The sequence below is a fragment of the Streptomyces sp. NPDC001194 genome (genome assembly GCF_042896985.1).
In the GTDB taxonomy this organism is placed as follows: domain Bacteria; phylum Actinomycetota; class Actinomycetes; order Streptomycetales; family Streptomycetaceae; genus Streptomyces.
Genome location: NZ_JBIAXU010000008.1, coordinates 181867 through 194739, shown reverse-complemented (window position 1 = coordinate 194739; position 12873 = coordinate 181867). Strand labels below are relative to the sequence as shown.

Here is a 12873-nt window from a genome sequence, read left to right as displayed (position 1 = left end):
ACTGCCTCCGGAACATGGGGGGATGGAGCCAGGCCACCGGTGATGCGGCAGCGGCGCCCAACATGGTCCAGACCAATGCCCTTGTCAAGGCTTCCGGCCCTCCTTCCCCGCCGCCCGGGCCGCGGCCTCGTGCATCGCGAGCTCCAGCAGCGCCGGATCGGTGAGCGTCCCGCTGCCGTCCGGCGGCACCAGCCAGCGCACCCCGCCCGTGGCGCGGCCGGGATACGGCACCACGATCCACGTCCCGCGCCCCGCCCCCCGCACCCCGGTGCCGATCCAGCGGGACGCCGTGCCGGGAGGCACGAAGAAGCCCAGCCGGGGTGTCGTCGTGCGGCCGCGCCGCACGGCGCCGGAGTCGGCGAGCACCGGGCCGGGCCGGCCGGGGAGCCGGGTCAGGACGTCGAGGGCGCCCTGTCCCAGCTCCCCGGGCAGGATCAGCACGTCCCACTGCCGGCCGGCGGGCAGCAGGGCGACCCCGAGGGGGCTGCGCTCCCACTCCCACCGGCAGGCGTCGGGATCCGGCGCCACCGACACGAGCCATTCCACCGCGGCCTTGATGTCCGAGCCGTGCATCGCCCGGCCTCCGTTCTCTCGGTGAGGGTTCCTCACCGGAAGAGAGCGGGGCCGGGCCGGGCGATGACGCGGGTTTTCCCACCCCGTGGTGGTGAAGCGGGTCACGGCATGAAACGCGGCGCGCGCCGGGGCGTGGCGGGTCGTCAGGGCTCGGCGGGGTCGGGGCCCGGCGGCGGTGGGGGTCCGGCGGCGTCAGCTGTCGAAGCCGAGGCCGAACCTGTCCATGACCTTCAGCCACAGGTTGCGGCGGCCGCCGCGGGCGTCCGCCCTGGCCAGGGACCACTTGGTGAGGGTGATGCCGGTCCAGGCGAAGGGCTCGGGCGGGAACGGCATCGGCCGGGACTTCACCATCTCCAGCTCGGTCCGCTCGGTGCGGGCCCCGTCCAGCAGGTCCAGCATCACGTCGGCGCCGAAGCGGGTGGCACCGACCCCGAGCCCGGTGTAGCCGGCCGCGTAGGCGACCTTGCCCCCGTGCGCGGTGCCGAAGAAGGCCGAGAAGCGCGAGCAGGTGTCGATGGCCCCGCCCCAGGCGTGGCTGAACTTGACGCCCTCCAGCTGCGGGAACGCGGTGAAGAAGTGCTGCGCGAGCTTCAGGTACGTCTCGGGGCGGTGGTCGTACTCGGAGTCCAGCTTGCCGCGGTAGGGGTAGATGGCGTCGTAGCCGCCCCACAGGATGCGGTTCTCCGGGGTGATGCGGAAGTAGTGGAACTGGTTGGCGCTGTCGCCCAGGCCCTGGCGGTTCTGCCAGCCGATGGCCTTGAGCTGGTCCGCGGTCAGCGGCTCCGTCATCAGCGCGTAGTCGTAGACCGGGACCGTGAACGGCCGGATCCGCTTGACCAGCGAGGGGAAGATGTTCGTGCCGAGCGCCACGCGCCGGGCGAAGATCCGCCCGTACGGGGTGCGTACGGCCATCCCGGCGCCCGAGGCGGCCAGCGACAGGCCCCGGGTGTTCTCGTAGATCCGCACGCCCAGCGACAGGCAGGCCTCCTTGAGGCCCCAGGCGAGCTTCGCGGGGTTGAGCATGGCGACGCCGTCGGTGTCCCACAGGCCCGCGAGGAAGGTCGGCGAGTCGACCTCGGCGCGCAGCTCCTCGCGGTCCAGCCAGCGCGAGCCGCCCGCGAGGCCCAGCTTCCCGGCCTCCTCGTACAGCTCGCGCAACTCCTCGACCTGGTGCGGTTCGGTGGCCACGTCGATCTCGCCGGTGCGCTCGAAGTCGCAGTCGATGCCGTAGCGGGCGATGGCCGCCTCGATCTCGTCGAGGTTGCGGGCGCCCATCTCCTCCAGCTTGGCGAGCTCGCCCGGCCAGCGGGCCATGCCGTTGGCCAGGCCGTGCGTGAGGGAGGCCGCGCAGAAGCCGCCGTTGCGGCCGGAGGCGGCCCAGCCCGCCTCCTTCGACTCGATCAGGACGACGTCCCGGGCGGGATCGCGCTCCTTGGCGATGAGCGCGGTCCACAGTCCGCTGTACCCGCCGCCGATGACGAGCAGGTCGCAGGCCTCGTCGGAGGTCAGCGCCGGCTGCGCCGCGGGCTTGCCGGGGTCGTCCAGCCAGTACGAGACCGGCAGTGCTTCGGACAGGGACTGAGCAACACTTCGCATGGCGACTGGGGCCATGTCTTCCAACTCCCCACAGAGTTACTTGGGCTGTGCGTTCTTGCGGCGGTTGCCGACCGTCTGGCCGACGAGCACCACCAGCACCGCGATGACGAACATCGCCGTGCCGATGACGTTGATCTGTACAGGCGTACCGCGCTGGGCCGATCCCCACACGAACATGGGGAAGGTGACGGTGTTGCCCGAGTTGAAGTTGGTGATGATGAAGTCGTCGAACGACAGCGCGAACGAGAGCAGTGCGCCCGCCGCGATACCGGGTGCCGCGATCGGCAGGGTGACCCGTACGAAGGTCTGCACCGGGCCCGCGTAGAGGTCGCGGGCGGCCTCCTCCAGCCGCGGGTCCATCGAGAGGACGCGCGCCTTGACGGCGGCGACGACGAAGCTGAGGCAGAACATGACGTGGGCGATCAGGATCGTCCAGAAGCCCAGCTGGATGCCCATGTTGAGGAAGAGGGCGAGCAGCGAGGCCGCCATCACGATCTCGGGCATGGCCATCGGCAGGAAGATCAGCGAGTTGACCGCGCCGCGCGCCCGGAAGCGGTAGCGCACGAGCGCGAAGGCGATGGCCGTGCCGAGGACGGTGGCGCCGATGGTGGCCCACACGGCGATCTGGAGCGACAGGGACAGCGAGCCGCACAGGTCGGCGACCCCGCAGGGGTCCTTCCAGGCGTCGAGCGAGAACTCCTGCCAGGCGTAGTTGAACCGCCCGGCCGGGTTGTTGAAGGAGAAGACCGTCACGACGACGTTCGGCAGGATCATGTACGCGAGCGTGCCGAGGCCGAAGATGACGACGAGATTGCGCCGGAGCCAACGCATCAGACCAGGTCCTCCGTCCCCGCTCGGCGGATGTAGATGGTGACCATGATCAGCACGATGGCCATGAGGATGAAGGACAGCGCGGCGGCCGTCGGGTAGTCGAGGATGCGCAGGTACTGCGACTGGATGACGTTGCCGATCATCCGGGTGTCCGTCGAGCCGAGCAGTTCGGCGTTGACGTAGTCGCCGCTGGCCGGGATGAAGGTGAGCAGCGTCCCGGAGACCACGCCCGGCATGGAGAGCGGGAAGGTCACCTTGCGGAAGGTGGTGGAGGGGCGGGCGTACAGGTCCCCGGCCGCCTCGTGGAGGCGGGTGTCGATGCGCTCCAGCGAGGTGTAGAGCGGCAGGATCATGAAGGGGAGGAAGTTGTACGTCAGACCGCAGACGACGGCGAGCGGAGTGGCGAGCACCCGCTCCCCCTCGGTCATCCCGAGCCAGCTGGTGACGTCCAGGACGTGCAGGGCGTTGAGGACCTCCACGACCGGTCCGCCGTCGGCCAGGATCGTCTTCCAGGCCAGCGTGCGGATCAGGAAGCTGGTGAAGAACGGGGCGATGACCAGCACCAGCAGCAGGTTTCGCCAGCGGCCCGCCTTGAAGGCGATGAGGTAGGCCAGCGGGTACCCGAGCAGCAGGCAGAGCACGGTCGCGGTGCCGGCGTACAGCAGGGAGCGCAGGAACTGGGGGTAGTACTCGGTGAGCGCGTCCCAGTACGTCTGGAAGTGCCAGGTGACCTTGAAGCCCTCTTCGAGGGAGCCGGTCTGCACGGAGGTCGAGGCCTGGTAGACCATCGGCAGCACGAAGAAGACCAGCAGCCACAGGATGCCGGGGAGCAGCAGCCAGTACGGGACGAGCCGCTTGCGCAGGGACGCCTTGTGGACCGGGGGGTCGGCGGGGGCCACGGCCCGCGGCGGCGCGGCGGTGGCGGTCATGCGCCCTCCTCGACCGTCTCGATGCCGGCGTCTATGTCCTGGGCGGCGTCGAGGCCGAAGGTGTGCTCCGGGTTCCAGTGCAGGACGACCTCGGCTCCGGGGGCGAGGCGGGCGTCGCGCTCGATGTTCTGGACGTACACCTCCAGCTCCGGGCAGACGGGGCTGTCGATGACGAACTGGGTGGAGACGCCGATGAAGGAGGAGGCGGCTATCGTGCCGCGGACCTTGTTGCGGCCGGCCGCGACGGTGTCCTCCTCGTCCGCGTGGACCAGGGACATCTTCTCGGGACGCACCCCGACCAGCAGCTTCCCGCCGGCCTTGGGCGTGGTCGAACATCGGGCCGCGGGCAGCCTCAGCGTGGCGCCCGCCGAGCCGACCGTGACGTCGGCGCCGCCGGCCTCCAGGACCTCGGCCTCGATGAGGTTGGAGGTGCCGAGGAAGTTGGCGACGAAGGTGGTCTTCGGGTTCTCGTACAGCTCGGCGGGGGCGCCCAGCTGCTCGACCCGGCCGCCGTTCATCACGGCGACCGTGTCGGCCATGGTCATGGCCTCCTCCTGGTCGTGCGTGACGTGCACGAAGGTGATGCCGACCTCGGTCTGGATGCGCTTGAGCTCCAGCTGCATCTGGCGGCGCAGCTTGAGGTCGAGGGCGCCGAGGGGCTCGTCGAGGAGCAGTACCTGCGGGTGGTTGATGAGCGCGCGGGCGACGGCCACGCGCTGCTGCTGGCCGCCGGAGAGCTGGTGCGGCTTGCGCTGGGCGAACTGGCCCAGCTCGACCAGCTCCAGCATGTCGTCGACCTGCTTCTTGACGGACTTGATGCCTCGGCGGCGCAGTCCGAAGGCCACGTTCTCGTAGATGTTCAGGTGCGGGAAGAGCGCGTAGCTCTGGAACACCGTGTTGACCGGGCGCTTGTACGGCGGCAGGTGGGTGACCTCGCTGTCGCCGAGGCTGACCGTGCCGGTGGAGGGCTCCTCCAGGCCGGCGATCATGCGCAGGGTGGTGGTCTTCCCGCAGCCCGAGGCTCCGAGCAGGGCGAAGAAGGAGCCCTGGGGGATGGTGAGATCCAGCGGGTGCACGGCGGTGAAGGAGCCGTAGTGCTTGCTGATCCCGGCGAGGCGGACGTCGCCGCCCGCGGTCTTGTCAGTCATGGACCTGGGCCTTCGGTGGTGGTGTCGTCGGAAGGGTGCGGGGCGCGGAGGCCGGCACGGGTGCTCGTCAGGCTCCGATGAGCTTGGCGAACTTCTCTTCGTACGCGGTCTCTTCCTCACTGCTGAGGGAGCGGAAGGCGTGGGCCTTGGCCGCCATCGCCTTGTCCGGAATGATCAAGGGGTTGTCCGCGAGCGCGGGGTCGATCTTCGCGAGGTCTTCCTTGACGCCTTCGACCGGGCAGACGTAGCTGATGAACGCGGCCAGCCGGGCGGCGTTCGGCGGCTCGTAGTAGAAGTCGATCAGCTTCTCGGCGTTGGCCTTGTGCCGTGCATGGGCGGGGACCAGCAGGTTGTCGCTGGAGGTGATGTAGCCGGGCGCGGGGATCGCGTACTTGATGTCCGGGTTGCCGGCCTGGAGCTGGATGACGTCGCCGGCCCAGGCCAGGCAGGCGGCGAGGTCGCCCTTGTCGAGGTCCGCCGTGTAGTCGTTGCCGGTGAAGCGGCGTATCTGCTTGGTGTCCACGCCCTTCTGGAGCCGGCCTATGGCGGCGTCGAAGTCGGCGGTGGTGAAGTTCGCCGGGTCCTTGCCCTGGTCGAGCAGGGTCATCCCGACGCTGTCGCGCATCTCGGTGAGGAAGCCGACGCGGCCCTTGAGGGAGGGGTCGTCGAGCAGCTGCGTGACGGAGTCGACCTTCTTGCCGTCGGTGGCCTTCGCGTTGTAGGCGATGACGGTGTCGATGCCGGTCCAGGGGTAGCTGTACGAGCGGCCCGGGTCCCAGTCGGGGTTGCGGAACTGCGGGATCAGGTTGGCGTAGGCGTGCGGGAGGTGGGAGGGGTCCAGCTTCTGCGCCCAGCCGAGCCGGATGATGCGGGCGGCGAGCCAGTCGGTGACGACGATCAGGTCGCGGCCGGTGTCCTGGCCGGCCGCGAGCTGGGGGCGGACCTTGCCGAAGAACTCGACGTTGTCGTTGATGTCCTCGGTGTACTTGACCTTGATCCCGGTCCGCTTGGCGAACTCCTCCAGCGTGGGGTGGGACTTCTCGTCCTCGCTGGTGTCCATGTACTCGGTCCAGTTGGAGAAGTTGATCTCCTTCTCCTCGGCCGAGTGGTCGTCGGAGGCGACCGCCGTGTCGCCCGCACGCTTGGCCGGGGGGATGCCGCAGGCGGACAGGGAGGCCAGACCGCCGAGGGTGAGCGCTCCGACGCCGGAGGCGCGCAACAGCGAGCGGCGGGTGAGGGCGCCGCGCCCGCCGGTGATGCTGCGCCGCATCGCGGCGAGTTGCGCCGCCGAGAGGCGGTCGGGCTCGAACTGCTCCATGAGCTGCCCTTTCGGAAGGGGTGGCGCCGCTGGTCAGGCGGCCGGCTGCCACTCGGCGGAAGCCGAAGACGGTTAGATGCGGTCCCCGAAGACGGTGCGGTGCCAGTCCTTCTCGGCCACCGCCGTGTTGTCGTACATCACGTGCTTGACCTGCGTGTACTCCTCGAAGGAGTAGGCGCTCATGTCCTTTCCGAAGCCACTCGCCTTGTAGCCGCCGTGGGGCATCTCGCTGATGATCGGAATGTGGTCGTTGACCCAGACGCAGCCCGCCTTGATCTCGCGGGTGGCGCGCCCGGCCCGGTAGACGTCGCGGCTCCAGGCGGAGGCGGCGAGCCCGTAGGGGGTGTCGTTGGCCAGCTCGATGCCCTCGTCGTCGGTGTCGAAGGGCAGGACCACGAGGACCGGGCCGAAGATCTCGGACTGGACGACCTCGCTGTCCTGGGCGGCGCCGGAGACGAGCGTGGGCCGGTAGTACGCGCCCTCGGCGAGCTCGCCTCCCGGTACCTCACCGCCCGTGACGACGGTGGCGTAGCCGCGGGCGCGCTCCACGAAGCCCGCGACCCGGTCGCGCTGGGCGTGCGAGACCAGCGGACCGAGGTCGGTGGCCGGGTCGAAGGGGTCGCCCAGGCGGACGGTCTCCATCAGCTCGGCCACGCGGGCGACGAAGGCGTCGTGCAGGGGGCGCTGGACGTACGCGCGGGTGGCGGCGGTGCAGTCCTGGCCGGTGTTGATCAGGGAGGCGGCGACGGCGCCGTGCGCGGCGGCCTCCAGGTCGGCGTCGTCGAAGACCAGGAAGGGCGCCTTGCCGCCGAGCTCCAGGTGCAGCCGCTTGACGGTGGCGGTGGCGATCTCGGCGACCCGCTTGCCCACCGCGGTGGATCCGGTGAAGGAGGTCATGACCACGTCCGGGTGGCCGACCAGGTGCTCGCCGGCGTCCCGGCCGGCGCCGGTGACGATGTTGACCACCCCGTCGGGCAGGCCCGCGTCCTTGGCGGCCTGGGCGAACATCAGGGAGGTCAGCGGGGTCAGCTCGGCGGGCTTCAGGACGATCGTGTTGCCCGCGGCGATCGCCGGGAGGATCTTCCAGGCGGCCATCTGGAGCGGATAGTTCCAGGGCGCGATGGAACCGACGACCCCGATGGCCTCGCGGCGTACGTAGGAGGTGTGGTCTCCTGAGTATTCAGCTGCCGCCTGCCCCTGGAGGTGCCGGGCGGCGCCCGCGAAGAAGGCGGTGTTGTCGATGGTCCCCGGTACGTCGAACTCGGTGGACAGCTTGATCGGCTTGCCGCACTGCAGGGACTCCGCGTACGCGAAGTCCTCCGCCTGCTCGGCCAGCACGGCGGCCAGCCGGTGCAGGGCGTCCGAGCGCTCGCCGGGGGTGGCCGCGGACCAGGCGGGGAAGGCCCGCTTGGCGGCGGCGACGGCCTCGTCGACGTCGGCGGCGGAGGCCAGCTCGTACGTGAGCACCTCCTCGCCCGTGGCAGGGTTGACGACGGTGTGCGACTGCCCGGACGTACCGGACCTCAGCTGCCCGTCGATGTACTGCGCGCCGTCTGCGAAGCGGTCCTTGACCTGGAAGCGATTACCCATGACGCTCTCACGCTCTCCGTAGCTTCAGCTCGAATTGAGTGCCGATCCTGGCAGAGGTGTTCCCCACCGCCAAGTGATTCCGTTGTTGCCTTTTGATTACGCGACGGAATCGGTCGACCATGTGTCGAGGCGCGCCGCAAATCCCGTACGAAGTGTCAGTGGCGACTGCCACACTCGCGTGCATGGAGAAGATCGACACATTGATCGAGCAGGTCAGCCGCGGTGAGCGGGTGAAGTACCTGCCGTTCTGGGGGCATCGGCCGCTCCCCGACGGGAGGCTCGGCCCCAGCTGCATGAGCCAGTGGTGGCCGTCGCCGTTCACCGTGGGTGATGTCCGGTACGACACGGCCGAGCACTGGATGATGGCCGGCAAGGCCCGACTGTTCGGGGACGCCGAGGCGGAGCGCATCGCGCTGGGCGCGAAGACTCCGGCGGAGGCCAAGAAGGCCGGTCGCCTGGTGCGCGGCTTCGACGAGCAGACGTGGGCGCGGGAGCGGTTCGCGCTCGTGGTGGAGGGCAGCGTGCACAAGTTCGCGTCCACCCCGGCGCTGCGCGCGTACCTGCTGACCACCGGGGACCGGGTGCTGGTGGAGGCGAGTCCGATGGACCGCGTCTGGGGCATCGGACTCGCGGCGGACGACGAGCGCGCCCTGGACCCCTCGCGCTGGCGCGGTCTGAACCTGCTGGGCTTCGCGCTGATGGAGGCCCGCGACCGGCTGCGCGCGGAAGCCGTCTGACCTGGGACGGGCGGGACCTTAAATGCGTGGCGGGCGGGAGAGCGGGCCGCCTACGGTAGGACTCGTCCAGGTGCGCAGGCGAGACCTACTTCCACTCTTAATGGGCAGGTCGCGGGTTCGAATCCCGCCACCGGCTTCCGGGCCGGTGTAGCTCAGTCGGACAGAGCAGCACGTCGGTTTCGCCGACCTCGATCTCTGGACACCTACGTCACGCACCTCCCGGTGCGCGGGCTGCGGCTCCTTCTTTCCCAAGAATCCCAAGCCGCCGCCACCTTGATCTCGGGAGGCACGCGTGCGGGATGCCCGGTGCGCAGGCGACGGTTGCTTCGGGGACCAGGAGGTCGCGGGTTCGAATCCCGCCCGGCTCCGGCCGGTGGAGCAGCTCGGCAGCTCGCCTGGATAAAAGTCCGCCGCCGATTCCGATCTCGGGCATCCCGCACGTCACGCCTCCCGCACGTTCCACTGAATTCGGGGGGATTCACCATGGCTCGCTTCAACCTGCGCGCACCCAGGAAGGCTTCCGCCGCGGCGGGGCCCGCCTCTCCCGTGCGTTCCACCGGCGGCCGCGCCGCCAACCACCAGGGCGGCCGCGGCCACGTCCGCGACGCGCGCTCCGAGCTGTTCCTGCTCGCCGTCGCCAACTTCGTGACGCAGCGCACCTTCTACGAGAGCGGCGAAGCCCGCGACGACCGGTACTCCGCCCTCGTGCGCCGCCTCGCCGTCGAGGACGCCGCGTGGACCGCCGGCCTGCTGGGCTGGCTGCGCACGGACGGGAACATGCGGACCGCCTCGCTGGTCGGAGCGGCCGAGTACGTCAAGGCGCGGCTCGACGCCGGAGCCACCGGCGGCCCGTCGAACCGCGCGGTCGTGGACTGCGTACTGCGGCGCGCGGACGAGCCCGGTGAGCTGCTTGCCTACTGGACGGCGACGTACGGGCGCAGCGTCCCCAAGCCCGTCAAGCGCGGTATCGCCGATGCCGTGCGCAGGCTCTACTCCGCCGCCTCGCTGCTGAAGTACGACACCGCCTCCAAGGGCTTCCGCTTCGGCGACGTGCTCAACCTGGTGCACGCCTGCCCCGATCCCGCGAAGCCCTGGCAGGGCGAGCTGTTCCGGTACGCCCTCGACCGGCGGCACCGCCCCGAGACGGCGCAGGTGCCGGAGGGCAACCGCACCCTGCTCGCACACCGGGAGCTCATGGAACTGCCGGTGGAGGAGCGCCGGGCCGTGGTGACCGCGCCCGACGGAGCCGAGAGGCTCGCCGCCGCGGGCATGACCTGGGAGGCGCTGGCCGGCTGGCTCCAGGGGCCGATGGACGCAGCCGCCTGGGAGGCGGTCATCCCGTCCATGGGCGCGATGGCGCTGCTGCGGAACCTGCGCAACTTCGACCAGGCCGGCGTCTCGGACGCGGTGGCCGCACAGGTCGCGGCGAAGGTCGCCGACCCCGAGGTCGTCGCCCGGTCCCGGCAGTTCCCCTTCCGCTACCTGGCCGCCTACCAGCACGCGCCCTCGCTGCGCTGGGCGTACCCGCTGGAGCGGGCGCTCGGCCACTCGCTGGCCAACGTACCGGCCCTGCCCGGGCGGACGCTGGTCCTCGTGGACCGCTCGGGGTCGATGTGGTCTCCGCTGTCCGACCGCTCGCAGCTCAACCGGGCGGACGCGGCGGCCGTCTTCGGCGCGGCGCTCGCGCTGCGCGCCGAGAAGGCGGACCTGGTGCAGTTCGGGACGGACAGCAAGCAGGTCCCGTACGGCCGGGGCGAGTCCGTGCTGAAGGTGCTGGAGCGGTTCGAGGACCTCGGCGGCACCAACACCTCGGAGGCCGTGCGCAGGCACTACAAGGGGCACGACCGGGTCCTGATCGTCACCGACGAGCAGGCGGCGTACCACTACGGCGGCGACCCGACGGCCCTCGTCCCGGACGAGGTCCCGGTCTACACCTGGAACCTGGCCGGGTACCGGACGGGCCACGCGCCCTCCGGGTCGGGCAACCGGCACACCTTCGGCGGGCTCGGCGACGCGGCCTTCCGGATGGTCTCCCTCATCGAGGACGGCCGGGACGCCGACTGGCCGTGGGCCTAGGGGGTGTCTTGTCGATCAGGCCGGATCAGGGAGCGGTGGTGGGCGCCGTGGATCGCAAGGCGGACGAGGGAGGCGACGCGGAGCGTCGGCGACCGAGGACAACGCGGCGAGGCGCGGTGCCCGCAACCGCGAGCCCGGCGTGATCGGCAAGACGCCCCCTAGCGGGTGTCTTGTCGACCGGACTGGCCGGCGGGCGTACGGCGCAGGGCCGGGACCGGGCACGTGCTGCCCCGGCCCGGCCCTGCGCCGTACGCCCCGCGTGCGTGCCCGCCGCGTCAGACGTGCTCGCGCATGTGCGTGCGCGAGGACGACCCGCCGTCGTAGTCGTACTCGGAGCCGGAGCCGCTCCCCGGGTCCCCGAGCAGGACGCCGGCGATGACGAGCCCGATCATCAGCAGGCTGAGCACGATGCCGATCGCGCCCAGGATGATGCCGGCCAGGGCCATCGGGCCGTTGTCGGCCTCGCCGCGCTGGGCCTTGCCGCGGCCCAGGACGCCGAAGATGACCGCCGGGACGCCGAAGAGGAGCCCCAGGTAGCAGGTGACGACGCCGATGATGCCGAGCACGAGGGCGGTGACCCCGAAGCCGTTGCTCTTCTGCGGATACCCGGGGTACCCCGGGTATCCCGCGTAGCCCGGGTACCCCTGCTGGCCGGGGTGGCCCGGGTGGCCGTACGTCGGCTGCGCCGGCGGCGGTCCGGGGTACGCATAGCCCCCCGGGTCCGGCTGCGCCGGGTAGCCGTACGCGGGCGGCAGCGCCGGGCCGGGTATCTGCGCCGGAGGGGTGTCGCCCCCCGGCATCCCCGCGACCGTCTGCTGGTCGTGCACGGACGGCGGACCCGACACCCCCGGTGTGGCCTGCGGTTTCCCGAGCTCCACCGCCGGCCGCTCCGGCGGCGCCCACGGGTCGTTCGGCTCGGGGCTCTGATCGGTCATGCGGCGCCCCCCTCTCGTACGCCCATGCTATGTGCTGTCACCGACAGTCCCGGAGCTGCCTACGATGAAGCCCGATCTGTCCGCACGCGTCCTCCCGGAGGCTCTCCGATGCCCGACCTGACCCCCTTCATCGCGGGGCTGCCCAAGGCCGAACTCCACGTCCACCACGTCGGCTCGGCCTCCCCCCGCATCGTGGCCGAGCTCGCCTCCCGCCACCCCGACTCCGCGGTCCCCACCGACCCGGAGGCGCTGGCCGACTACTTCACCTTCACCGACTTCGCGCACTTCATCGAGGTCTACCTCTCGGTCGTGGACCTGGTCCGCACCCCCGACGACGTGCGCACCCTGACCTACGAAGTCGCCCGCGACATGGCCCGGCAGAACATCCGCTACGCCGAGCTGACCATCACCCCGTACTCCTCCACCCGCCGCGGCATCGACGAGAAGGCCTTCATGGAGGCCATCGAGGACGCCCGCAAGGCCGCCGAGACCGAGCTCGGCGTCATCCTGCGCTGGTGCTTCGACATCCCCGGCGAGGCCGGTCTGGAGGCCGCCGCCGAGACCGCGCGCCTCGCCGTCGAACTGCGCCCCGAGGGCCTGGTCTCCTTCGGCCTCGGCGGCCCGGAAATCGGCGTTCCGCGCCCGCAGTTCAAGCCTTACTTCGACGCCGCCCGCGCGGCGGGCCTGCACAGCGTGCCGCACGCCGGCGAGACCACGGGCCCCGAGACCATCTGGGACTCCATCCGGGAGCTGGGCGCCGAGCGCATCGGCCACGGCACCAGCGCGACCCGGGACCCGGAGCTGCTCGCCTACCTCGCCGAGCACCGGATCGCTCTGGAGGTCTGCCCGACCTCCAACATCGCCACCCGTGCCGTGACCGACCTGGACCTCCACCCCGTCAAGGAGATGGTGCGGGCGGGCGTGCTCGTCACCATCAACAGCGACGACCCGCCGATGTTCGGCTCCGACCTCAACAACGAGTACGCGGTGGCCGCGCGCCTCCTCGACCTCGACGAGCGCGGGCTGGCACAGCTGGCGAAGAACGCCGTCGAGGCCTCCTTCCTGGACGAGGCCGGCAAGGCGAAGCTCGGCACGGAGATCGACACGTACACCGACGCCTGGCTGGCGCGCTGACGGACC

The 12873-nt window shown here is 70.9% G+C and carries 11 protein-coding genes; 3 read left to right on the top strand and 8 right to left on the bottom strand.

The genetic code is table 11. The features are described from left to right. Positions 1-84: 84 nt before the first annotated feature. From ACFY1T_RS19685 to ACFY1T_RS19655, 7 genes are all read right to left on the bottom strand, one after another. Entirely contained in the window at positions 85-573 is a 489-nt protein-coding gene (locus ACFY1T_RS19685) for a hypothetical protein (RefSeq protein WP_390789250.1), read from the bottom strand. A 192-nt stretch (positions 574-765) separates the two neighbouring features. After that, positions 766-2184: an NAD(P)/FAD-dependent oxidoreductase gene (locus tag ACFY1T_RS19680; protein ID WP_390789249.1), complete on the bottom strand. Its 1419-nt coding sequence runs from the start codon at positions 2182-2184 to the stop codon at positions 766-768. Positions 2185-2205: 21 nt separating this feature from the next. Continuing rightward, positions 2206-3000 (bottom strand): ABC transporter permease, encoded by a 795-nt coding sequence (locus ACFY1T_RS19675; protein WP_390789248.1) that lies wholly within the window; start codon positions 2998-3000, stop codon positions 2206-2208. Further along, entirely contained in the window at positions 3000-3929 is a 930-nt protein-coding gene (locus ACFY1T_RS19670) for an ABC transporter permease (protein ID WP_390789247.1), read from the bottom strand. The genes ACFY1T_RS19675 and ACFY1T_RS19670 overlap by 1 nt, the downstream gene beginning before the upstream one ends. Then, positions 3926-5077 carry an ABC transporter ATP-binding protein gene (locus ACFY1T_RS19665; RefSeq protein ID WP_030859788.1) on the bottom strand — a complete coding sequence of 384 codons (1152 nt, stop codon included), beginning with the start codon at positions 5075-5077 and terminating at the stop codon, positions 3926-3928. Before ACFY1T_RS19665 ends, ACFY1T_RS19670 begins: the two co-directional genes overlap by 4 nt. Positions 5078-5144: 67 nt before the next feature. Next, entirely contained in the window at positions 5145-6395 is a 1251-nt protein-coding gene (locus ACFY1T_RS19660) for a spermidine/putrescine ABC transporter substrate-binding protein (protein WP_390789246.1), read from the bottom strand. 72 nt (positions 6396-6467) lie between these two features. After that, positions 6468-7985: a gamma-aminobutyraldehyde dehydrogenase gene (locus ACFY1T_RS19655; RefSeq protein WP_390789245.1), complete on the bottom strand. Its 1518-nt coding sequence runs from the start codon at positions 7983-7985 to the stop codon at positions 6468-6470. A 182-nt stretch (positions 7986-8167) separates the two neighbouring features. Here ACFY1T_RS19655 and ACFY1T_RS19650 point away from each other — a divergent pair, with 182 nt between their 5' ends. Together ACFY1T_RS19650 and ACFY1T_RS19645 are read left to right on the top strand one after the other, a co-directional pair. Beyond that, on the top strand, positions 8168-8722 hold the full coding sequence (locus ACFY1T_RS19650; RefSeq protein ID WP_390789244.1) for an NADAR family protein: 555 nt from the start codon (positions 8168-8170) through the stop codon (positions 8720-8722). A 483-nt stretch (positions 8723-9205) separates the two neighbouring features. Continuing rightward, positions 9206-10798: a TROVE domain-containing protein gene (locus ACFY1T_RS19645; RefSeq protein ID WP_390789243.1), complete on the top strand. Its 1593-nt coding sequence runs from the start codon at positions 9206-9208 to the stop codon at positions 10796-10798. 275 nt (positions 10799-11073) lie between these two features. Here ACFY1T_RS19645 and ACFY1T_RS19640 read toward each other — a convergent pair whose 3' ends face one another. Further along, positions 11074-11733 (bottom strand): DUF4190 domain-containing protein, encoded by a 660-nt coding sequence (locus ACFY1T_RS19640; RefSeq protein WP_390789242.1) that lies wholly within the window; start codon positions 11731-11733, stop codon positions 11074-11076. A 108-nt stretch (positions 11734-11841) separates the two neighbouring features. Between ACFY1T_RS19640 and ACFY1T_RS19635 the strand changes: the two genes are divergently transcribed. Next, positions 11842-12867, top strand: coding sequence for an adenosine deaminase (locus ACFY1T_RS19635; protein ID WP_390789241.1), 1026 nt, complete (start codon positions 11842-11844; stop codon positions 12865-12867). Positions 12868-12873: the final 6 nt, after the last annotated feature.

Bases quoted from the DNA above. Each gene is read 5' to 3' on its own strand.
- ACFY1T_RS19665 (WP_030859788.1), bottom strand. From the start codon at position 5,077: ATGACTGACAAGACCGCGGGCGGCGACGTCCGCCTCGCCGGGATCAGC.
- ACFY1T_RS19640 (WP_390789242.1), bottom strand. From the start codon at position 11,733: ATGACCGATCAGAGCCCCGAGCCGAACGACCCGTGGGCGCCGCCGGAG.
- ACFY1T_RS19680 (WP_390789249.1), bottom strand. From the start codon at position 2,184: ATGGCCCCAGTCGCCATGCGAAGTGTTGCTCAGTCCCTGTCCGAAGCA.
- ACFY1T_RS19655 (WP_390789245.1), bottom strand. From the start codon at position 7,985: ATGGGTAATCGCTTCCAGGTCAAGGACCGCTTCGCAGACGGCGCGCAG.
- ACFY1T_RS19635 (WP_390789241.1), top strand. From the start codon at position 11,842: ATGCCCGACCTGACCCCCTTCATCGCGGGGCTGCCCAAGGCCGAACTC.
- ACFY1T_RS19675 (WP_390789248.1), bottom strand. From the start codon at position 3,000: ATGCGTTGGCTCCGGCGCAATCTCGTCGTCATCTTCGGCCTCGGCACG.
- ACFY1T_RS19650 (WP_390789244.1), top strand. From the start codon at position 8,168: ATGGAGAAGATCGACACATTGATCGAGCAGGTCAGCCGCGGTGAGCGG.
- ACFY1T_RS19645 (WP_390789243.1), top strand. From the start codon at position 9,206: ATGGCTCGCTTCAACCTGCGCGCACCCAGGAAGGCTTCCGCCGCGGCG.
- ACFY1T_RS19660 (WP_390789246.1), bottom strand. From the start codon at position 6,395: ATGGAGCAGTTCGAGCCCGACCGCCTCTCGGCGGCGCAACTCGCCGCG.
- ACFY1T_RS19670 (WP_390789247.1), bottom strand. From the start codon at position 3,929: ATGACCGCCACCGCCGCGCCGCCGCGGGCCGTGGCCCCCGCCGACCCC.
- ACFY1T_RS19685 (WP_390789250.1), bottom strand. From the start codon at position 573: ATGCACGGCTCGGACATCAAGGCCGCGGTGGAATGGCTCGTGTCGGTG.